Origin of the sequence: Streptomyces longispororuber (genome assembly GCF_014656095.1) — a bacterium.
GTDB lineage: Bacteria > Actinomycetota > Actinomycetes > Streptomycetales > Streptomycetaceae > Streptomyces > Streptomyces longispororuber.
Genome location: NZ_BNBT01000023.1, coordinates 35,770 through 54,874, shown reverse-complemented (window position 1 = coordinate 54,874; position 19,105 = coordinate 35,770). Strand labels below are relative to the sequence as shown.

15 protein-coding genes, 6 tRNA genes and 1 riboswitch are annotated in these 19,105 nt (G+C 74.3%); of the genes, 9 read left to right on the top strand and 12 right to left on the bottom strand.

The features are described from left to right. Positions 1 to 13 precede the first annotated feature (13 nt). On the top strand, positions 14 to 1,336 hold the full coding sequence (locus IE330_RS10905; RefSeq protein WP_190135709.1) for a PrsW family intramembrane metalloprotease: 1,323 nt from the start codon (positions 14 to 16) through the stop codon (positions 1,334 to 1,336). A gap of 2 nt (positions 1,337 to 1,338) precedes the next feature. Here the strand turns inward: IE330_RS10905 and IE330_RS10900 are convergent, their stop codons facing one another. The 4 genes from IE330_RS10900 to IE330_RS10885 all read right to left on the bottom strand — a co-directional run bounded on the left by IE330_RS10900 (position 1,339) and on the right by IE330_RS10885 (position 5,726). Beyond that, the gene (locus IE330_RS10900; protein ID WP_190135708.1) at positions 1,339 to 2,283 is read right to left on the bottom strand and encodes an aldo/keto reductase; all 945 of its coding nucleotides are present in this window, start codon (positions 2,281 to 2,283) and stop codon (positions 1,339 to 1,341) included. 200 nt (positions 2,284 to 2,483) lie between these two features. Next, positions 2,484 to 3,719, bottom strand: coding sequence for a M23 family metallopeptidase (locus tag IE330_RS10895; protein WP_229925549.1), 1,236 nt, complete (start codon positions 3,717 to 3,719; stop codon positions 2,484 to 2,486). Positions 3,720 to 3,731: 12 nt separating this feature from the next. After that, positions 3,732 to 3,924, bottom strand: a riboswitch (cyclic di-AMP (ydaO/yuaA leader). 231 nt (positions 3,925 to 4,155) lie between these two features. Continuing rightward, positions 4,156 to 5,361 (bottom strand): PP2C family protein-serine/threonine phosphatase, encoded by a 1,206-nt coding sequence (locus tag IE330_RS10890; RefSeq protein WP_373314619.1) that lies wholly within the window; start codon positions 5,359 to 5,361, stop codon positions 4,156 to 4,158. A 291-nt stretch (positions 5,362 to 5,652) separates the two neighbouring features. Beyond that, positions 5,653 to 5,726: transfer RNA gene (locus IE330_RS10885), tRNA-Met, on the bottom strand. A 267-nt stretch (positions 5,727 to 5,993) separates the two neighbouring features. On the opposite strand from IE330_RS10885, the gene IE330_RS10880 reads away from it, so the two are divergent. From IE330_RS10880 to IE330_RS10870, 3 genes are all read left to right on the top strand, one after another. Beyond that, positions 5,994 to 6,491 carry a SigE family RNA polymerase sigma factor gene (locus tag IE330_RS10880; protein ID WP_190135706.1) on the top strand — a complete coding sequence of 166 codons (498 nt, stop codon included), beginning with the start codon at positions 5,994 to 5,996 and terminating at the stop codon, positions 6,489 to 6,491. A gap of 431 nt (positions 6,492 to 6,922) precedes the next feature. Beyond that, positions 6,923 to 7,462, top strand: coding sequence for a hypothetical protein (locus tag IE330_RS10875; RefSeq protein ID WP_190135705.1), 540 nt, complete (start codon positions 6,923 to 6,925; stop codon positions 7,460 to 7,462). Positions 7,463 to 7,554: 92 nt separating this feature from the next. Continuing rightward, on the top strand, positions 7,555 to 8,805 hold the full coding sequence (locus IE330_RS10870; protein ID WP_190135704.1) for a mannosyltransferase family protein: 1,251 nt from the start codon (positions 7,555 to 7,557) through the stop codon (positions 8,803 to 8,805). Positions 8,806 to 8,894: 89 nt separating this feature from the next. Here the strand turns inward: IE330_RS10870 and IE330_RS10865 are convergent, their stop codons facing one another. The 5 genes from IE330_RS10865 to IE330_RS10845 all read right to left on the bottom strand — a co-directional run bounded on the left by IE330_RS10865 (position 8,895) and on the right by IE330_RS10845 (position 14,253). Then, the gene (locus tag IE330_RS10865; protein ID WP_190135703.1) at positions 8,895 to 9,890 is read right to left on the bottom strand and encodes a CPBP family intramembrane glutamic endopeptidase; all 996 of its coding nucleotides are present in this window, start codon (positions 9,888 to 9,890) and stop codon (positions 8,895 to 8,897) included. A gap of 176 nt (positions 9,891 to 10,066) precedes the next feature. After that, positions 10,067 to 10,139 (bottom strand) — tRNA-Lys (locus IE330_RS10860). A 207-nt stretch (positions 10,140 to 10,346) separates the two neighbouring features. After that, positions 10,347 to 12,716, bottom strand: a complete 2,370-nt coding sequence (locus IE330_RS10855) for a DEAD/DEAH box helicase (RefSeq protein ID WP_190135702.1) — start codon at positions 12,714 to 12,716, stop codon at positions 10,347 to 10,349. Positions 12,717 to 13,145: 429 nt separating this feature from the next. Beyond that, complete coding sequence (locus tag IE330_RS10850) at positions 13,146 to 13,706, bottom strand: hypothetical protein (RefSeq protein WP_190135701.1); 561 nt, start codon at positions 13,704 to 13,706, stop codon at positions 13,146 to 13,148. A 196-nt stretch (positions 13,707 to 13,902) separates the two neighbouring features. Then, positions 13,903 to 14,253 (bottom strand): metallopeptidase family protein, encoded by a 351-nt coding sequence (locus IE330_RS10845; RefSeq protein WP_016643405.1) that lies wholly within the window; start codon positions 14,251 to 14,253, stop codon positions 13,903 to 13,905. Between the two features lie 66 nt (positions 14,254 to 14,319). Here IE330_RS10845 and IE330_RS10840 point away from each other — a divergent pair, with 66 nt between their 5' ends. From IE330_RS10840 to IE330_RS10820, 5 genes are all read left to right on the top strand, one after another. Then, positions 14,320 to 16,026, top strand: coding sequence for a metallophosphoesterase family protein (locus tag IE330_RS10840; RefSeq protein ID WP_229925548.1), 1,707 nt, complete (start codon positions 14,320 to 14,322; stop codon positions 16,024 to 16,026). Between the two features lie 80 nt (positions 16,027 to 16,106). Then, positions 16,107 to 16,179 (top strand) — tRNA-Glu (locus IE330_RS10835). A gap of 40 nt (positions 16,180 to 16,219) precedes the next feature. After that, positions 16,220 to 16,294 (top strand) — tRNA-Asp (locus tag IE330_RS10830). Positions 16,295 to 16,314: 20 nt separating this feature from the next. Next, positions 16,315 to 16,388, top strand: a tRNA-Phe gene (locus IE330_RS10825). Positions 16,389 to 16,452: 64 nt separating this feature from the next. Beyond that, positions 16,453 to 16,545: transfer RNA gene (locus IE330_RS10820), tRNA-OTHER, on the top strand. Positions 16,546 to 16,773: 228 nt separating this feature from the next. Here IE330_RS10820 and IE330_RS10815 read toward each other — a convergent pair. From IE330_RS10815 to IE330_RS10805, 3 genes are read right to left on the bottom strand one after another with little or no spacing between them, the layout of a single operon-like run. Continuing rightward, positions 16,774 to 17,625: a cytochrome c biogenesis CcdA family protein gene (locus IE330_RS10815; RefSeq protein WP_229925547.1), complete on the bottom strand. Its 852-nt coding sequence runs from the start codon at positions 17,623 to 17,625 to the stop codon at positions 16,774 to 16,776. Then, positions 17,622 to 18,491 carry a DsbA family protein gene (locus IE330_RS10810; RefSeq protein WP_190135700.1) on the bottom strand — a complete coding sequence of 290 codons (870 nt, stop codon included), beginning with the start codon at positions 18,489 to 18,491 and terminating at the stop codon, positions 17,622 to 17,624. The genes IE330_RS10815 and IE330_RS10810 overlap by 4 nt, the downstream gene beginning before the upstream one ends. A 58-nt stretch (positions 18,492 to 18,549) precedes the next feature. Then, on the bottom strand, positions 18,550 to 19,056 hold the full coding sequence (locus IE330_RS10805) for a hypothetical protein (protein ID WP_190135699.1): 507 nt from the start codon (positions 19,054 to 19,056) through the stop codon (positions 18,550 to 18,552). Positions 19,057 to 19,105 lie beyond the last annotated feature (49 nt).

Genomic DNA, 19,105 nt, shown 5'->3' with positions numbered 1-19,105 from the left:
TTAGGGTCGAACCGTGGCCACCAGTCCCGCACGCCCGAGCCACCCGACGCCGCCCGGCGGGCCCGCCGGGCCGGCCGTGGCACCCGGGCCCCGGCACCCGCGCTGGTGGCAGCGCGGTGCCATCCGGGCCACCGGCCTGGTCACGCTGCTCGCGCTGTCCGGCCTGGTGATCCTCGCGCTGGTCCGCGAGCAGACCGGCACCGAGGGCTTCCTGGTCGGCCTCGGCCTCGCCACGCTCCCCGTACCGCTGCTGATCGCGGCGTTCCGCTGGCTGGACCGGGTGGCCCCGGGCCCCTGGCGGAACCTGCTGTTCTCCTTCTCCTGGGGGGCGTGCGCGGCCGCGCTCATCGCGATCCTCGCGAACAGCTTCGCCACCCGCTGGATCGCCACGGCCACCGCCGACCCGTCCAGCGCCGACACCCTCGGCGCGACCGTCATAGCGCCCGTCGTCGAGGAGTCCGCGAAGGCCGCGGCGGTGCTGCTCGTCTTCCTGTTCCGCAGAGCCGACTTCACCGGGGTCGTCGACGGGTTCGTGATAGCGGGCGTCACCGCGACCGGCTTCGCGTTCACCGAGAACATCCTCTACCTCGGCAACGCCTTCGGCACCGACCAGCTCAGCGGCGAGAGCGGCCTCGCCTCCGTGACCGCGGCGACCTTCTTCGTCCGGGTTGTCATGTCACCGTTCGCGCATCCGCTGTTCACCGCGCTCACCGGCATCGGCTTCGGCATCGCCGCCGTCACCGCCGAGCACCGCACCGTACGCCGCACCGTGCTGCCGTGCGCCGGGCTGCTGCTCGCCATGGGGCTGCACGCCTTCTGGAACGGCTCGGCGGGCTTCGGCGAGTACGGCTTCTTCGTCGTGTACGCCGCCTTCATGCTGCCGGTGTTCGGGCTGCTGACCTGGCTCGCCGTCTGGCTGCGCCGGCGCGAGCTGCGGATCGTGCGCCAGGAGCTGCCCGTGTACGTGGCCGCGGGCTGGTTCGCGCCGGGCGACCCGTACGCGCTCGGCTCCCTGCGCGCCCGCACCCTCGCGCGCGACTACGCGGCGTACCACCTGGGCCGCCCGGCCGGGCGCACCGTCGTGGAGTACGAGACGCACGCGACGGCCCTCGCCCTCCTGCGGCACCGGGCCCGGCACGGCCGGGTCGGCGCCGACTTCGTCACCCGGGAGCGCGAGCTGCTCGCGGCGCTGCGGGAGCGGCGCCCCGTGGCGGGGCCCGCGCTCGGCTACGCGGCCCGGGCGGCGGCAGCGCCCCCCGTGCCGCCGGGCGCCCCCTCCGGGGCCGTGCACGCGTACGCCCCGGTCTGGCCCCCGTACAACCCCTACCGCACCTGAGGTCAGGCCGAGGCCGCCGTCAGGGCCGCGACCTCGGCGGCGGTCAGCTCCAGGTCGGCCACCGCGAGCAGCGCGGGGAGCTGCTCGACCGTGCGCGCCGAGGCGATCGGCGCCGCCACCGTCGGCTGCGCGGCGAGCCAGGCGAGGGCGACGGTGGCGACCTGCGCGTCGTGGGCCCTGGCCACCTCGTCGAGGGCGGCGAGGACGCGCCGGCCGCGCTCCGTGGCCAGGTACTCGCCGGCCTTCTGCGCCCGGGCGCTGTCGACCTCCGCGCCCGGGCGGTACTTGCCGGTCAGGAAGCCGGAGGCCAGCGCGTAGTAGGGGACGGCGGCGAGCCCGGAGCGCGAGGCGACCTCCTGGAGCGGGCCCTCGTACGTGTCGCGGGAGACGAGGTTGTAGTGCGGCTGGAGCGCCACGTACCGCACGAGGCCCTCGCGGTCGGAGAAGTCGAGGGACTCCTGGAGCCGCTCGGCGGTGATGTTCGAGGCGGCGATCGCCCGCACCTTGCCGGAGCGCACCAGCTCGTCGAGGGCGGTGATGAACTCCTCGACGGGCACGGACGGGTCGTCGTAGTGCGTGTAGTAGAGGTCGATGTAGTCGGTGCCGAGGCGGCGCAGCGACTCCTCGGCGGCGGCCTTGACGGTGCGCGCGGACAGGCCCTTGTACTCGGGGTGCGCGCCGACCTTCGTGGCGATGACGACCTCGGAGCGGTTGCCGCGCGCGGCGAGCCACTGCCCGAGGACGGTCTCGGACTCGCCGCCCTGGTTGCCCGGCACCCAGGACGAGTAGGTGTCGGCGGTGTCGATGAAGTTGCCGCCCGCGGCGGTGTAGGCGTCGAGGACGGCGAAGGACTGCTCGCGGTCGGCGGTCCAGCCGAAGACGTTGCCGCCGAGGGCGAGCGGGAAGACTTCGAGGTCGGACGGGCCCAGAGGGCGAAGAGTGGTCATACGAGGCGTCAACGCCCGTACGGATTTCGGAATTCCGGCGGCGGGCCGAGCCCCCCGGGGGGCCCCGGGAAAAGGCCGACGGCCCTGGCGTCGGGGGGTCGTCGCCAGGGCCGCCGGGGTCGTGGAGCCGCGCGGCACGGCCGTGGGGCGGAAGCCGGGCACCGCGGTGCTCCGCCGTGCCGCGGTTGCGCCGGGGGGTGTTACGGGTTCAGGCCCTTGCCCTGGAGCCACGCCAGGGGGTCGATCGTCGCGCCCGCGGCCGTCTTGACCTCCAGGTGGAGGTGCGGGCCCGTGACGTTGCCGGTGGCGCCGACCCGGCCGATGACCTCGCCCGTGGTGACCTTCTGGCCCGCGCTGACGCTGAGCGAGGACTGGTGGCAGTACCAGATCTCGGTGCCGTCCTCGAGCTCCAGGATCGTGCGGTAGCCGTACGCGCCTGCCCAGCCCGCCTCCTTGACGGTGCCGGTGTGCACGGCCTTGAGCGGGGTGCCGGTGGGGGCGGCGAAGTCCAGGCCGGTGTGGTGGCCGGAGGACCACATGGCGCCGGCGACGCCGTAGTGGGAGGTCAGGGTGTACGAGGAGGTGGGCAGGGCGTAGCGCTTGGCGAGCTTCGCCAGGCGCTCGGCCTCGCGCTTCTCGCGGGCCTCCGCCTCCTTCTTCCGCTTCTCCTCGGCGGCCTTCGCCTTGGCCGCGGCCTCGGCCTTCTCCCGCTTAACCTCGGCGGTCTCGGCGGCCTGCGTGACGGCGGCGGCCTGGGCCCGCGCGCGCTGGGCGTCGTCGGCCTGGTGCCGCTGGTTCTCGGCCTGCTGGAGGATGCGGGCGCGCAGGGCCTCCCCCGCGTCCGTGGTGCCCTGCTCGGCGTCGGCGTGGGTGACGCCGGCGGAGCTGAGCGGGGCGGCGGCCGCGGCGGTGGCGGGCACGGCGTCGGCCTCGTCGTCGCCGAGCAGGGAGCCGACGCCGGGCAGCGACTCGGCCTCCGGCAGCGCGTCGGCGACCGCCGACATGTCGGGCAGGGCGATGGAGACGGGGGGCTTGCCGCCCTGCGCGGTGGCGATGCCGCCCGCGCCGACGGCGGCGATGACGCCGACGCCGAGGACGGTGGAGCTGCGGGCGAGGCCGCCGCCGCCCTTCTTGTGGATGCGGTGCCGGCCGCGGACGGGGCGGACGCTCTCCGCGGTGGGGTTCCACTCCTCCCAGGAGCCCTCGGGCCGCTGGGCGGCGTACGGGGAGGGGTCGAAGGACTCGTACGGGGACGAGGCGGGGGAGGAATCGAACGACTCGTACGGGGAAGAGTCTGGAGAGGGCTCGAAGAAGTCGAAGGGACCGGAGTGGCCGGAGTGACCTGCGGGACCCGCGGGGTCGTCACCCCCGGCGGCTCGGTCGGCGGTGTCGCCGTGCGGTATGAGCGCTTCTGGGGCAGGCCGGTTGGACGCCACGGGGGCGCACTCCTTTCCTTCCTTCTCGCCTACCGGGTTAGCTGACGGGTTCGGAGCAGGAAGGTCTCCTACGGCCGTACCTCACGCGCGGGACGTACCCCGTGACCACGTCACGGCGTTACGACGTCTCGCACGCGAAGGGCGTCCGATTCACCCCAAGATGGTGGTTCCCCGGCTCCCTTGCGGGATTAGGCGCGTGCGCGCGGAGCCATCGGGTGTGACGGCTGGGACGACCGCGCTGCGTTATCGAACGTTAATAGACAGCGGCTCCGTATTCCAAGCCGTTCCGACTGATCGTTAACGCTTACGCCACGAACACAACGGGACATCTAGGCGCCGACCCGGGCGAGTTGACCGGACGTCATGACGCTGCGCAGCCGGACGGATCTTCACATGTCGACGATGGTGCGCCAGTTGGGCTGCGCTGGGGGGCCGTTCAGTCACGAGCCGTGACGGGTCGGCGTACGGCGAGGAGCGCCATGTCGTCGGTGGCCCCGTCGGCGGTGTGGTCGAGGACCTCGGCGACGAGGGTGGACACGAGCGCGTCGGGGGCGTCCGCACCGGAGAAGATCCGGCCGCCGAGCCGCAGCGCGGGATCGTAGAAGGCGCCGTGCTCGTCCCGGGCCTCGCTGACCCCGTCGGTGTAGAGCAGCAGCGTGGAGCCGGGCGGGAAGTCGGTCTCGTCCGCGCGGTCGGGCCAGCTCCCCAGCTCGCCCATGCCGAGCGGAAGCGCGGGTTCCGTGGGCGAGAGCACGCACAGCCGCCCGTCGGCGCGCAGCAGCAGCGGTTCGGGGTGGCCCCGGTTCACGAGCCGTACGGTCCCCCGGCCGGGCGGGATCTCCGCGAGGACCGCGGTGGTGAACCCCTCGAACGCGTCGAGCCCGTCGCGCCGGGTGCCCTCGCGCGCGAGCGCCCGCTCCAGGCGCTGCGCCACGGCCTCCAGGGTGGCCTCCTGCTCGGCCGCCTCCCGGAAGGCGCCGATGACGACGGCGACGGCGGCCACCGCGCCCATGCCCTTGCCCCGTACGTCCCCGACGACGAGCCGGACGCCGTGCGGGGTGTCCTGCACCGCGTACAGGTCGCCGCCGATGAAGGCGTCGGCCTGCGCGGCCTCGTAGCGCGCGGCGACGTCGAGGCCCCCCACGCGCGGCCCCGGCTGCGGCAGGACGGCGCGCTGGGCGGCCTCGGCGATGGAGCGGGCGGAGGCGAGGCGGGCGTCGCCGCGCCGGACGACGCGGTTGATGACGACGGCGAGGGCGCCGACGGTCAGCATGGTGACGAACTCCGTGACCACCTCGACGTACGCGTCCGAGTGGTTCACCGTGCGCAGCGCCAGGACGGTGGCGCAGGCCACGGCGGCGGTCGCCGCGGTGGTGCGGAGCGAGAAGAACGGCGCGGCGATCAGCGGGGCCGCCGCGAAGATCGGGGACGCGGTGAACGCGGGTGGCGTGAGCACGTCGAAGAGGATCCCGGCGACGATGAGGAACGGGGGCAGGGCCCGGGTCAGGGCCCGCTCCCCGGGGAGCCGCCTGCGGCCCTTACCGCCCATGGCGCCCCTCCGGCCCGGCACCGGCGCACCGGCCCCCACCACCCGAAGCAACCACCGTTCCACTCCCACCGCTGACCCGCCGCATCGGCCCAAGGCTTCCCGTCCGGCGGCCCGGGAGCGACTCGGCGTGCGCCAAGTGGGTGAACCGGGGGCGGGGTACGGGGCGCGCGGCGCGGCGGGCGCGAGAGGCGCGCGGAGCGGGCGCCGGGCGTACGGGCCCTCGGGGCGGGCGCGGTGAGGCCCTTGGGGCGGGCGCGGTGTACGGGCTCTCGGGGCGGGCGCGGTGGCGGCGGACCGAAGGCCCTGGACCTCCCTCGGGTACGCACGAGCCCCGGTGTACGCCGAAGGCCCGGGATCCGTGGGATCCCGGGCCTTCGGTTTCAGTAGCGGGGACAGGATTTGAACCTGCGACCTCTGGGTTATGAGCCCAGCGAGCTACCGAGCTGCTCCACCCCGCGTCGGTGAACCCAACAGTACGCCATCAGGGGCCGCGAACGCGAACTGATGGCCGGAGGGCCGTCCCGGAACCCGCCGTGAGCACCCCGTCAGGGCCCCGCCGCCCCGCGCCCGGGCCCGATGTCGCCACGAAGGCCCTGGTCAGGCGTGTTCCCAGCCCCTGGCAACGGTGTGACCGGCGTCACCGGGATCTTTCGCTCCCCATGTCATCCGGATACGGGTCGGGGGGCGTATGCACGGTGAGACCGAAGAGATCCAGGAGCAAGCTGTTGACCGTCGAGGAGTTCGAGGAGTTCTATGCGCAGGCGGCCGGGCGGCTGACCGGCCAGCTCTACGTGATGCTCGGCGATCTGCACGAGGCGCAGGACGTCGTCCAGGAGGCCTTCGTCAAGGGCTGGAGCCGCCGGGGGCGGCTGGACCGCGAGGGCAGTCCCGAGGCGTGGATCCGCACCGTCGCGTGGCGGCTCGCGGTGAGCCGCTGGCGCGGCCTGCGCCGCTCGGCCTCGGCCTGGCAGCGCAGCGGCGCCCCGCCGCACGCCGAGGGGCCGGGCCCCGACTCCGTCACGCTGGTCGAGGCGCTGCGCGCACTGCCGCCGCAGCAGCGCCGGACGCTCGCCCTGCACTACATGTGCGACCTCACCGTCGAGCAGATCGCCGGGGAGACCGGGCTGGCCGCCGGCACGGTCAAGACCCACCTGTCCCGTGGCCGGGCCGCGCTCGCCCTCCGCCTCACGGACCTGCGGACCGAGGAGGTCCACGGTGCGTGAACTCTCCACCGCCCTCGGCGCCGCGCGGCTCGCGGCGGCGCGAACTGGTGTGTCCGTACGCCGTCCGTCGGGCGGGGGCGTGTGCCGCCCGGCGGCTCGGCCGGCCGGGGAGGTCGCTCCGCGCGCCGGAGTCTCCCCGCGCGCCGGGGACGCCGCACAGGAGCGTGGGCGGGCCCGGGGAGCGGGGCTGCCTGGTTCTCCACGCGAATCACTCCGATCACTCCGACCACTCCGACCACTCCGACCACTCCGACCACTCCGACCACTCAGATCATCCACACACCGGACGTCACCGGGATCACTTCCGCACTCAGCACCCCCGACAGCCCCACCCGCCGCGGACACCCCGGTGTCCGCGCTCCGCACCGCGGCCCAGCCCGCACCCCCCGTACGCCACCCCCTGCCGGACCCGCGCACCGAGGAGGCCCCCGGTGTCTGACCCCCAGCACGCATCCCAGCTCGATCCCCAGCGCGACCCGTTGCGCGCGCTGTTCCAGGAGGCCGCGGCCACGGGCCGGGCGCGTGCCGACGTGCCACCGGTGGCGGTGGTGGTCCGGCGCGGCCGCCGGGCGCACCGGGTCTTCGTGACCGCGGTCGCCGTCACCGCCACCCTCGTCGTCGCCGGCGTGGGCGCGACGGCGCTGATGCGGGAATCCGGGCCCGCGACGCCGCCCGCGTCCGTCCCCTCGAAGCCGACGCCGTCGCCCTCCCCGTCGCCGCCCCTGTCCCCCTCGCCGTCGGCGCCCACGACCTCGCCGCCGCCGTCGGCCCTCGCCACGACGGCGTCCACGCCGCCCGCCACGTCCCCGGCCGGACCGCCCACGCCACCCCCGCGCACCAGCCCGCCGCTGCGCGCACCACGCACCACGTCTCCGCCGACCTCGGCGGACGCGCCACCGTCGCGGACCGAGGAGGCGTCCCGGGCGCCGGTCAGGAGCACGGCACCGGTCACGTACGCGCCGGAGGACTGAGCCCGGCCCCCACTCCCCCCAGCCCCTCGCGGCACCCGCCCACCGCCGCGAGGCGGCCCCGCACACCCGAAACCGCCCCCGGAGGCCTCGCCATGCCCGTTTCGTCCCCGCCCCGGCCCCGGGAGGCGACGCGCCCCGCCGCCGGGAACGCGCGCTCCCCCGGCCCGGCCACGTACCGGAACCGCGTACGCGCCACCGCCTACCGCCTGTCGCGCCGGGTGTCCCGCGAGGACGTCGACGTCCTCGCCCTCTACGCCCTGACCCGCGTGGGCCTGTGGACGACGGCGTACTGCGCCGCCTGGCTGTTCCCCGCCGACTCCCGCACGCGGTACGCCGCCTCACCCCTGTCCGCCTGGCAGCAGTGGGACTGGTGGCACTACCTCCGCATAGCGCAGGACGGCTACTTCCCCGGGGGCGCGGGTCCGGGGACGGCGGACTGGGACAACCGGGAGGCGTTCTTCCCCGGCTTCCCGTTCGCGCTGCGGGCCGTCCACGCCGTCGTACCCGACTGGACGGCGGCCGGGCTGCTGATCTCCCTCGTCTCGGGCGCGGTGGCGGTCCTCGCGCTCACCCGCGTCGCACGCCGGTACGTGCCCCACCCGGACGCGGGGCGCCGCACGGTCCTGTTCTTCCTGCTCTCCCCCTGCGCCGTGTTCCTCGCGGCCGGCTACACCGAGGCGCTGTTCCTCGCCCTGGCCCTGCCCGCGTGGCTGGCCGCGCAGCGCCGGGCCTGGCCGCTCGCCGCGACCCTGGCGGCCCTGGCGACCACCGTGCGCGTCAGCGGCCTCTTCCTGGCCGCCGCGATCGCCGTGCTCTTCCTGACGACCGTCCGCGCGCACCGCGACGGGCGCGCACTGCCCTGGCTGCTGCTGCCCGCGCTGCCGCCCCTCGCGTACAGCGCGTACCTCTGGTCACACACCGGCGACTGGATGGCGTGGAAGCACGCGGAGGAGCGCGGCTGGTACCGCGACTTCCACCCGCCCTGGGAGGCTTGGCGCAACACCTGGGAGGCGGCCTTCCACCACACCGTCCCCACCGGTTACGCCGTCGAGTTCCAGGCCGAGCTCCTCACGATGGCCGTGGGCCTGCTGCTCACCGGCTTCCTGCTGTACCGGCGCCGCTGGCCCGAGGCGACGTACACCGCCCTCACGCTCGCCGCGCTCGGCACCTCGTACTGGTACATGTCCCTGCCCCGCGCCACCCTCCTGTGGTGGCCGCTGTGGGTGGGCCTCGCCGCCTGGAGCCTGCGCGCCCCGCGCGTGCGCACCGCGTACGTGTGCCTGGTGGCGCCCCTCATGACCATCTGCGCCCTCACGTTCCTGTCGGGCCGGTGGGCGGGCTGACGCGGCCTGAGGAACAAGCGCGACGAGAACGCGACGAGAACCGGGGCGCGGAGCTGTGGGTCCCCCGCAGGACCACCGGTGTGGGGCGGCTACGGGGTCCGGCGGTCGAGTGCGTACCGATCGGCGAGCCGGGCCATGGCCAGGCAGTACAGCGGGGTGAAGACCAGCTCCAGGACGAGGGCCTGCCAAGGGGCGTCGGCCGCGGTGCCGTCATCGGCGAGCTCGCCGAAGGCCGCGGCCAGGCCCATGGCCACAGCGTTGTTGGCGGTGTGCAGGGCGATCACGGCCTCCAGTCCGCCGGTCCGGATGACCAGCCAGCCCCACCACATCGCGGAGTAGAACAGCAGGGCGAACCCGGAGGGCTCCCCGATGCCGTGGGCCAGGGCGAAGAGCAACGACGCGAGTGCGATACCGGGCCACGGCGATCTGGTGATCCGCCCCGTGAGCTGGACGAGCCAACCGCGGAACACGTACTCCTCGGCGGCGGCCTGGAACGGAATCAACGCCCACAGCACCACGAGGCTGAGCACCAGCATTGGCCAGCCGGGAAAGCCCTCCCCGGAGGGCGGGGAACCGTCCGCGTCCCAGGTCCACGCCAGCAGCAGCCCCACCTGCGCGGCCATCACGGGAAACGCCACCACGGCGCAGCGGACGAGCCAGCGCAACCGCAGGCCGCCGGTGACGGAGGAGACGGTGCCCGCCGGGCGGCGCCCGCATCGGCGCACGCCCACCAGGACAGCGGGGACGGCGGCTCCCAGCGCGGCCAGTTGCAGGGCCATGTCGGCGAGTGGGGACGAGAAGACCCGGTCACTGTCGGGTGCGGTCGGACCGGCATGCAGTGCCTCCGCGAGGACGAAGCCGGCCACGTAGACGCCGAGGACGGCCACCACGACCAAGCCCGTGACGAGCAGCAGCTCCCCCCACCCGTCACGTGCGGTGACCCGGCCGTTCCGGCCCTGCTCGTGGTACGGCGAACCGGACGGGGCCGAGGCAGGACCGGGCGTCGGCGTCGGCGGCCAGTTCTGCCACGGCGGACTGTGGGGATGAGGAGGCCGCTCGTGCGGCGCGGAGTCTTCGTAGGGCATCTGGTCTCAGCGGGTCTGGGCGTAGCGGGCGCATCGATCTAAGGCGAGACCGTTCCCGCAGGTCAAACGCGCATCACCAGACGTACGCCGACGAGCCCGAGACAGAACAGCGCCCGACCCCACCGAAGTGGACCCGGGCGCTGCGCGGCAGATGAGAGGGAGCCTCCCGCTCTCCGTAGACCGTGTGGGACTCGAACCCACAACCAATGGATTAAAAGTCCACTGCTCTGCCAATTGAGCTAACGGTCCTCGTCGGCACGGCGCCGACGCACCCATGAGCATAGCCGCAGAGCTTCCGGTATCCGATGGGGTATCGGATACCGCCCGGCCGCGTCGCCCGGCGGGGGGCTCGTGCCCCCGCCGGGGGAGGTGAGGAAGGCCCCCATGGCCGTTGAGCCATGGGGGCCTTCCTCGTCACTGCGAGCGCGCGGTCGGACGGTGCCGGCCGGGCGGACGTCAGCCGTTGCGCTTCCAGCGCGGCTTGTCGTCGCGGCGGCCGAAGGAGCCGCCGGAGCGGTGGTCGTCACGACGGTTGTACGACGGACGGTCGTGGCCACCGGAGCGGTAGCCGCCGCCGGAGGGGCGGTCGTCGCGGCGGTCACGGTTGAACGGGCGGTCGCTGCCGCGGTGGCCGGACGGACGGTCGTCCCGGCGGAAGCCGCCGCGGTCGTCGCGGCGCTCGAAGGGACGGCCACCGCGGTCGTCACGACGGTCACGGTCACGGCCGAAGCCGCCACGGTCGTCACGACGGTTGTCACGGCTGTCGCGGTTGTCACGGCTGTCGCGGTTGAAGCCACCGCGGTCGTCGCGGCGCTCGAAGGAACGGCCACCGCGGTCGTCACGACGGTCACGGTCACGGGTGAAACCGCCCCGGTCGTCGCGACGGTCACGGCTGAAGCCGCCACGGTCGTCACGACGGTTCTCGCGGCTGTCGCGGTTGTCGCGGTTGAAGCCACCGCGGTCGTCGCGGCGCTCGAACGAACGGCCACCGCGGTCGTCACGACGGTCACGGTCACGGGTGAAACCGCCCCGGTCGTCACGGCGGTCACGGCTGAAGCCGCCACGGTCGTCACGACGGTTCTCGCGGCTGTCACGGCTGTCGCGGCTGAAGCCACCGCGGTCACCGCGGTCACCCCGGTCGAAGCGCTCGGTGCGCTCGGCGCGCGGCTGCTCCGCCTGCTCCGGGACGGAGACGGCGGCCTCGGCCTCGGTCTCGTCCGTGTCGGCGGCGGCCTCCACGGCGGCGGAGGCGGCGAGCGCCTCGGCCGGGTCCTCGCCCCGCTCGCGCGCGGCCCGGGCGGTGAGGCGGTCGGCCTCCTCGCGCAGCTCCGCGGCGCGGCGCTGGGCCCGCTCCAGCTCCTTGGTGAGCTGGCGCACCTCGCGCTCGGCCTGGCCCGCGGCGTTGCCCGCGGACTCGGCCTGCACCTCGGTCATGGACCGGGCGCCGGTGATCTCGGCGACCTCCGGGTCGAAGGCGCCGCCGCCGTTGATGATGTGGCGCGAGGCGTCGACGCCCGCGTCCTCCATGAGGCGGAAGATCTGGCGGCGCTGGTGCGGCAGGGACAGGGAGACGACCGTGCCCGTCCGCCCGGCACGCGCCGTACGGCCCGCGCGGTGCAGGTAGTCCTTGTGGTCGCCCGCCGGGTCCACGTTCAGGACGAGGTCGATGCCGTCGACGTGGATGCCGCGCGCGGCGACGTCCGTGGCGACGAGGACGTTCACGTACCCGTCCTTGAAGTCCGCGAGGGTGCGGGTGCGCGCGCCCTGCGTCATACCGCCGTGCAGCGCGTCGGCCTTCACGCCGGCGTCGCGGAGCTGCTCGGCGACGCGGTCGGCGCCGAGCTGGGTGCGGACGAAGATGATCGTGCGGCCCTTGCGGGAGGCGATCGCGGAGGTGACCGGCGCCTTGTCGCGGGGCTTCACGATCAGGATGTGGTGCGTCATGGTCGTGACGGCGCCCTGGGCGGCGTCGACCTCGTGCGAGACCGGGTCGTTCAGGTACCGGTCGACGAGGGTCTTGATCTCGTTCTCCATGGTCGCGGAGAACAGCATGCGCTGGCCGCCCGCCGGGACCTGGTCGAGCAGCTCGGTGACCTCGGGCAGGAAGCCCAGGTCGGACATCTGGTCGGCCTCGTCGAGCACGGCGATCTGCACGTTCTCGAGGGAGCAGGCGCCGCGGTTGATCAGGTCGCGCAGCCGGCCCGGGGTGGCGACCAGGATGTCGACGCCCTTCTCCAGGGCGTAGATCTGGTTGCCCATGGACGTACCGCCGCAGACGACCTTCATCTTCAGGCCGACGACGTCGCCGTACGGCTGGAGGGCGTCGGCGACCTGCATGGCGAGCTCGCGGGTCGGCGTCAGGATGATGGCGCGCGGCCGCTTCTTCTCCGTGTGGCCGCCCGCGAGGGTGGCCAGGGTCGGCAGGCCGAAGGAGAGGGTCTTGCCGGAGCCGGTGCGGCCACGGCCGAGGATGTCCTTGCCGAGCAGGGCGTCCGGGATGGTCGCGGCCTGGATCGGGAAGGGCGTGGTGACGCCGTTGCGGGCGAGCTTGCGGACGACGGCCTCGGGGAGACCGAGGTCGGCGAAGGTCACGCCGGGCTCGTCGGCCTCGTCGGCCGCGTCGGCCTCATCGGCCTCGGGGGTGTCGGACGCCTCGGCGGCGTCGGTGTCGGTGTCGGCCACGGCGGGCTCGGCGGCGTCAGCGGCCTCGGTCACCGAGGGGGCCTCGGCGGGCGCCTCAGCGGGCACCTCGGCGAGGGTCGCGAGCTCGGCCTCGTCCTGGACCTGGACCTGGACAGCGTCGACGTCAAAACTGGAAATGGACATGCGAAATGCGAAACCTTCCGGAGTCTCGGCACGCGCCCACAACTCCGTGATTTCGCAATGGACCGCCTCAATGCGGTCAGCCACGGCAAGGGAGAGTACGCGCCACACGGCGCTCTCTTTTACGGCGCCGGGCAAATGGGATCAAACGATCTACCACCATACGCACCTCCCACCCCCATTGGCAAACCCCCACCAGCAGAGCCCTCCCCGGCAGGGCCGCCGCACGCCCGCCCGCCGCCGGTGCTCCGCCCCCGGAAAACCCGCCGTACGCTGCGAGAACAGTCCCGGAGAGCGGCCCGTCCGGCGCTTGACGACGAATCCGCGAGCCGGATCGCTCCCGGTCCCCGCGCCCCGCCGATCGCCTCCAGCTCCGCCGATCGCCTCAGCCGCCCCGCTCGATCGCCCCCGACCTCTTCGGCCTACGTCGGCCTACGCCGGCCCCGCCGCCGGCGACGGCTCCCCCTGCTCCTTCACCGGCCCCTCCACCTCCCCGTGCGCCGACGACGACGGCTCGGGCGTCGTGGGGTCCGGCGTCGGGGAGGGCGGTTCGGGCGTCGGGTCCGGCGTGGGGGTGGTGCGCGTCGGCCGGGGCCCCGGCTTCGTGCGGCTGGGCGTGGGGCGTCCGTTCCTCGTCGGCTCGACCGACGCCGCGGCCGTGCCCGACCCGGCGCGCGAGGGCTTGGTCCCGGGCTTGTCGTCGCGGGGGTCGGCGGCCTTGCGGTCCTCGCCGCGCCTGCCCCGCTCCTTCCCGCCCCGGCCCTTGTCGCCCTTGTCGTCGTCGCCGCGGCGGCCACCGCCCCGCCCCTCTTCGCGCTCGGCGCCGGGCAGCACCGTCCCGCCGTCGGGCGCGGCGGCGCCCCCGCGCTCCCGGCCGGACTTCCCCGGGGCGGGCGCGCCGCTCCCGTCGTCGCCGATGCTCATACAGCCCGCGGTCGCCGCGACGGCCATCGCGGCCGCCGCCCACCGGACGGAAACGTACAACTGGCGCACGGCCGAGCACCTCCGAGGCGCAGGGAAGAGGGACGCCCTGCCCAACTCCCGCGCACGGCAAGAGGACACGCGCCCCGGCGCCCCGGACACCCCCCGCACCCGCGCCGGACAAGGCCCGCGCCCGCCGCACCGCGGCCGTACCACCGAGCCCCACCGCGCGGACGTACCGCTGAGCCGCACCACGCGGCCGCACCGCTCAGCCGTACCCGAGCGCGTGCAGCCGCTCGTCGTCGATCCCGAAGTGGTGCGCCACCTCGTGCACGACGGTGATCTCCGTCTCGGCCACGACGTCCTCGCGCGACTCGCACATCCGCAGCGTCGGCCCCCGGTAGATCGTGATCCGGTCGGGCAGCACCCCGGCGTACCACTCGCCGCGGTCGGTCAGCGGCGTGCCCTCGTAGAGTCCGAGCAGCTCGGGGTCGTCACGGGGCGGCTCGTCCTCGACGAACACCGCCACGTTGTCCATGAGCCGTGTCAGCTCGGGCGGGATCCGGTCGAGCGCCTCGGCCACCAGTTCCTCGAACTCCTCGCGCGTCATCTCCAGCACGGGCCCATTGTCGACCGTCGATCACCGCCAGGCATAGCCACGTCCCGACATGGGCATACGCGCCCAATGGGGCGCGACGTCATGGTCGTTCTGCGGCACCTGCGCAGCCTGCGCGGTGCCCCCGCCGCTCTCCGCGACCGCCTCCGCACGCACCGGAGCGGCCCCGGCGACACCCACGAAAGCCCAGCTCAGGGCAGCTCCTCGGGCGCGGAGCAGCACCCTCGCCCACGCGCCCCCCGAAGCCTCCAGAGCCTCCGCCGCCTCCGCGCACCCCACGGCCCCACGGGCTCCCGCAAGCGCTCCCCGCGCCCCCTGCCCGGCCTCGCGCCCACCCCGCACCCCGTCGCCCGGGCCCTCGGTCTGATCGCCGTCGTGCTGCTCGGCGCCTGGCTCGGGCTGCTGGTCGTCGGCAGCGTCCATACGTCCGTGGGGCCCATGGAGACCCGGATGGCGCTGCGGCCCTCCCTCACCGGCGGCACGAAGATCGACGTGTCGCCGCTCGGCGCCCTGGAGCTGCGCTCGCACGTCGCGCCCATCCGGCTGGACGTCGACGTGGACCGCCTCGACCCGGTGCGCTCGGAAGCCCTGGTCAACCACCCCGAGCGGATCTCCGGGCTCCAGGAGGAGGTCGCGAGCGACGTCGTGAACGGCACGCTGAACCTGGCCGTCCGCTCCTGCGCGGCGGTCGTCGCCGGGGCCACCGCCCTCGGCCTCGCCGTCTACCGCCGCCCGCGCCGCGCGCTCGCCGCGGGCGGCCTCGCGCTCGCCCTGCTGGCCGCCTCCGGCACGGCCGCGTACGCCACCTGGAACCCCAAGTCGGTCCTGGAGCCCAAGTTCTCCGGCCTGCTCTCCAGCGCGCCCTCCGTCGTCGGCAACGCCCGCAGCATCGTCAGCGAATTCGACGTCTACCAGCGCGAACTGGCCCGCCTGGTCACCAACGTCACCAAGCTGTACGACGTCACGTCCACGCTGCCCGCGTACGAGCCGGACCCGTCCACGATCCGCCTCCTGCACGTCTCCGACATCCACCTGAACCCGGCGAGCTGGAAGATCGTCAGCTCGCTGGTCGAGCAGTACGAGATCGACGTCATCGTCGACTCCGGCGACACCATGGACCACGGCACCGCCGCCGAGAACGCCTTCCTGGACCCCATCGAGGACCTCGGCGCGCCCTACGTCTGGGTCCGCGGCAACCACGACTCCCGCACCACGCAGCGCTACCTCGCGAAGCTCAAGAACACCCACGTCCTGGACGACGGCAAGCCCGTCGACGTCGCGGGCGTGCGCTTCGCGGGCATCGGCGACCCCCAGTTCACCCCCGACCGGTCCACGAAGGCGGAGGGCAACCCGGCGGAGGAGGTGGCGGGCATCACGCTCGCCTCGTCGCTGCGCGCCCAGGCCGCGGCGGGCACCCCCGTCGACATCGCCGTGGCCCACAACCCGGTGGCCGCGCGGCAGACCGACGGCACCGTGCCGCTCGTCCTCGCCGGGCACCTGCACCACCAGGAGATGGACGTCCTGGACAAGGGCACCCGGCTGCGCATCGAGGGCTCCACCGGCGGCAGCGGGCTGCGCGCGGTCGAGGGCGAGCACCCCGACCCGGTCGAGGCCTCCGTGCTGTACCTGGACCGCGCCACTCAGCGGCTCCAGGCCTGGGACGAGATCAAGCTCGGCGGGCTCGGCCTGACGAAAGCCGAGGTCAGCCGCCATCTGCCCAAGGAGAACCAGCCCGGGGCGACCCCGCCCACACCGTCGCCGGACCCCCGCTCGTAAACCGTTTTGGCGATAGCTCCCCGTATCCCATATGCTTCTCACGTCCCCGACGCGCTGAGAAGCGCCCAGGCGGGTCGATAGCCCTCATCGTCTAGCGGCCTAGGACGCCGCCCTTTCAAGGCGGTAGCACGGGTTCGAATCCCGTTGGGGGCACGCAACACCGTGTGCGAGACTGGTGCTCGCGCAACAGCTTGGTCCTGTGGAGCAGTTTGGAGTGCTCGCCACCCTGTCAAGGTGGAGGCCGCGGGTTCAAATCCCGTCAGGACCGCTGCAACCGCAAGGTTGCGTGGCTGGGTAGCTCAGTTGGTACGAGCGTCCGCCTGAAAAGCGGAAGGTCGCCGGTTCGACCCCGGCCCCAGCCACAACGGAAGCCCCCGTCCCCGGACGGGGGCTTCGTCGTTCCCCCACCACACGCCCGCACGCTCGGGCAGCTCAGTTGGTACGAGCGTCCGCCTGACCCCCTCCACAAGCGGCTCCGCCGCGGCCGGAAGGTCGCCGGTTCGACCCCGGCCCCAGCCACAACGGAAGCCCCCGTCCCCAGACGGGGGCTTCGTCATGTCCGCAGGGCTTGGTCGTGTCGTGGAGAGCTTGCCTTCAGGTCCCGCTTTCAGAGGGGGTGTTTCACGTGAAACACCCTCGGCGTAAGCCGAGTTGCGTCGCCTGCCGGGCACAGGGCGCACCGCTGCAAAGCCTGGGCGGGCAGGCCGGGAGACGGATGGCGGTGTGCCTCCGGCTCCCGGCCCGAGGTCACTCGGCGGGCGGTGTCGCGCCGGGCTCCGCGCGGCGTCGGTGCAGGGCTGCCGCCCCCGCTGCCAGGGCGGCCAGGACGACGGCGCCCACCAGCACCGCCCAGTCCGGCACCGCCTCCCCCAGACGGCCGGCCCGTTCCTGTACCGCGTACGAGTCGTCCACGTCGAGGAGGCCGGGGAGCGCGGCGGCCCCGTCGTAGGCGAGGAACAGGGCGCCGAGCAGGACGAAGAAGAGGCCCGACAGGAGCGACGTCGTGTGCAGCTCCAGGCGGCCGACGCGGAGCGTCCGCCCCCGCAGCCACCGCCGCCGCCCCAGGTCGAACCGCTCCCACAGGGCGGCGAGCACGAACAGCGGTACCGCCATGCCCAGCGCGTACACGGCGAGCAGCGCGCCCCCGTACACCGGGCTGCCGCTCACCGCGGCGACGGTGAGGACGCTGCCGAGGATCGGGCCCGCGCAGAACCCGGCGAGCCCGTACACCGCTCCGAGCGCGTACACCGACACCGCCGTGGTGGGCCGGATGCGCCCCGAGAGCTCGGCCAGGCGGCGCGAGGCGAAGCCGAACCCCACGATCTGCGCGACCCCGAGCACGATGATCAGCCAGCCCGCGCAGAACACCAGCTCCTCCCGGTGCCCGAAGAAGAACCGCCCGACCGTGGACCCGGCCGCGCCCAGCGGCACCAGCGTCGTGGCGAGCCCGGCGTAGAAGATCCCGGTCCGGGCCAGCAGCCGCGACGTGGAGTCGATCGAGTACGCGAAGAACGCCGGGAGCAGCAGCGCGCTGCACGGGCTGACCAGGGCGAGCAGTCCGGCGAGGAAGGCGGCGAAGTATCCGACGTCGGCCGTCACTCGCCGGCCCCTTCCTTGCCGCCCTGCCCCTCTCGGCCACCCGCACCACTGCGGCTGCCGCCCTCACCGCTCCGGCCGCCGTCCTTGCCGCTCGGGCCGCCGTTCTCACCGTTCCGGCCGCCGTCCTTGCCGCTCCGGCCGCCCCCGGCCCGGTCCCCCGCCGCCGCCTCGATCGCCTGCTCGAAGACGGACTCGGGCTGTGCGCCCGCGATGGGGCGCCCGTTGATCAGGAACGACGGCGTGGACGTGGCGCCGAGCTTGTAGCCCTCCTCCTGGTCCTTCCTCACCGCCGCCTTCGCCGCGTCGCTGCCGGCGTCGCGCGTGAAGCGCGCCACGTCCTTGACCCCGGCCGTGCGCGCCAGCTCCTCCAGCCGGTCCTCGCCGAAGCCCTTCTCCTTGGCGCCCTCGGCGTACGCGGCCTCGTGGAACTGCCAGAACCGGCCCTGCCGGCCCGCCGCCCAGGCGCCCCGCGCCGCCCGCTCCGAGTCCTCGCCGAAGATCGGGAAATTCCGCCACTCGATGCGCAGCGTGCCGTCCTCCACGTACTTCCGCACCAGGTCGGGCTCGGTGTCCCGGGCGAACTTCCCGCAGTAGCCGCACTTGAAGTCGGCGAACTCGATCATGACGACGGGGGCGTCCGCGCGGCCCTGGGCGAGCGGGTCCTTCGCGTCCCGGCGGGCGAGCGCCTCCAGCTCCGGGTAGACGCCCTCGCGCTCCCCGGCGGCGGAGCCCTTCTCGCCGGAGGCGACCGAGGCCGACGGCTCGTCCGGCTTGGTGGCGGAGTACGAGGCGAGACCGAGCGCCCCGGCGGCGACGGCCACGGCCGCCACGACGGCGATGTGCTTCTTCTTGCGGGCGGTGGACATGGTGATGCGCTTCTCCTGTTGCGTGCGTGATGGCGGGACCCCTGGGGACAGGGGTCTCCTACACGCGCAGGACGGAGAGGCCGACCGGTGAGGGCGGCGCGACCGGCGGCGGCGCCCGCAGCACCCGCGCGGCGGCGAGCAGGGCCTGCTCCGCGCCCCAGGCGCCCCAGTCACCCGAGACGGCGCGGACGTCGTAGGGCGCGGGCAGCAGCTCGTACGAGGGACCCGGTCGCGGCGCCAGGGGCCGCTGGCCGAGGTCCTGCACGTCCCGCTGCCCGCAGCCGGGCGGTGCCTGCCGCCCGGCGGAGTCACGAGCGAGCGCCTGCGGGAAGGGCCCGGCGGACACCCCGGACGCGTCCACACCGGCGGAGTCGGCGGGCACGGCGGCAGCATCAGCGGCAACGGGCTCAGCGGCGGCGGGCCCGGAGGCAGGAGCAGCGGCGGGCACGGCCCGTACCGGCGCGGCGGGCCGCTCGGCCGCCGCCGCGGGCCCGCAGAACGTCCCGAGCACCACGAGCAGCAGCGCCACCAAGGGGCACCACGGCGAACGCGCACGGGACGACATGCCCGGAATGGTACGTGCCGGGCCCGGCGCCCCGGGCGGCCCGGCACAC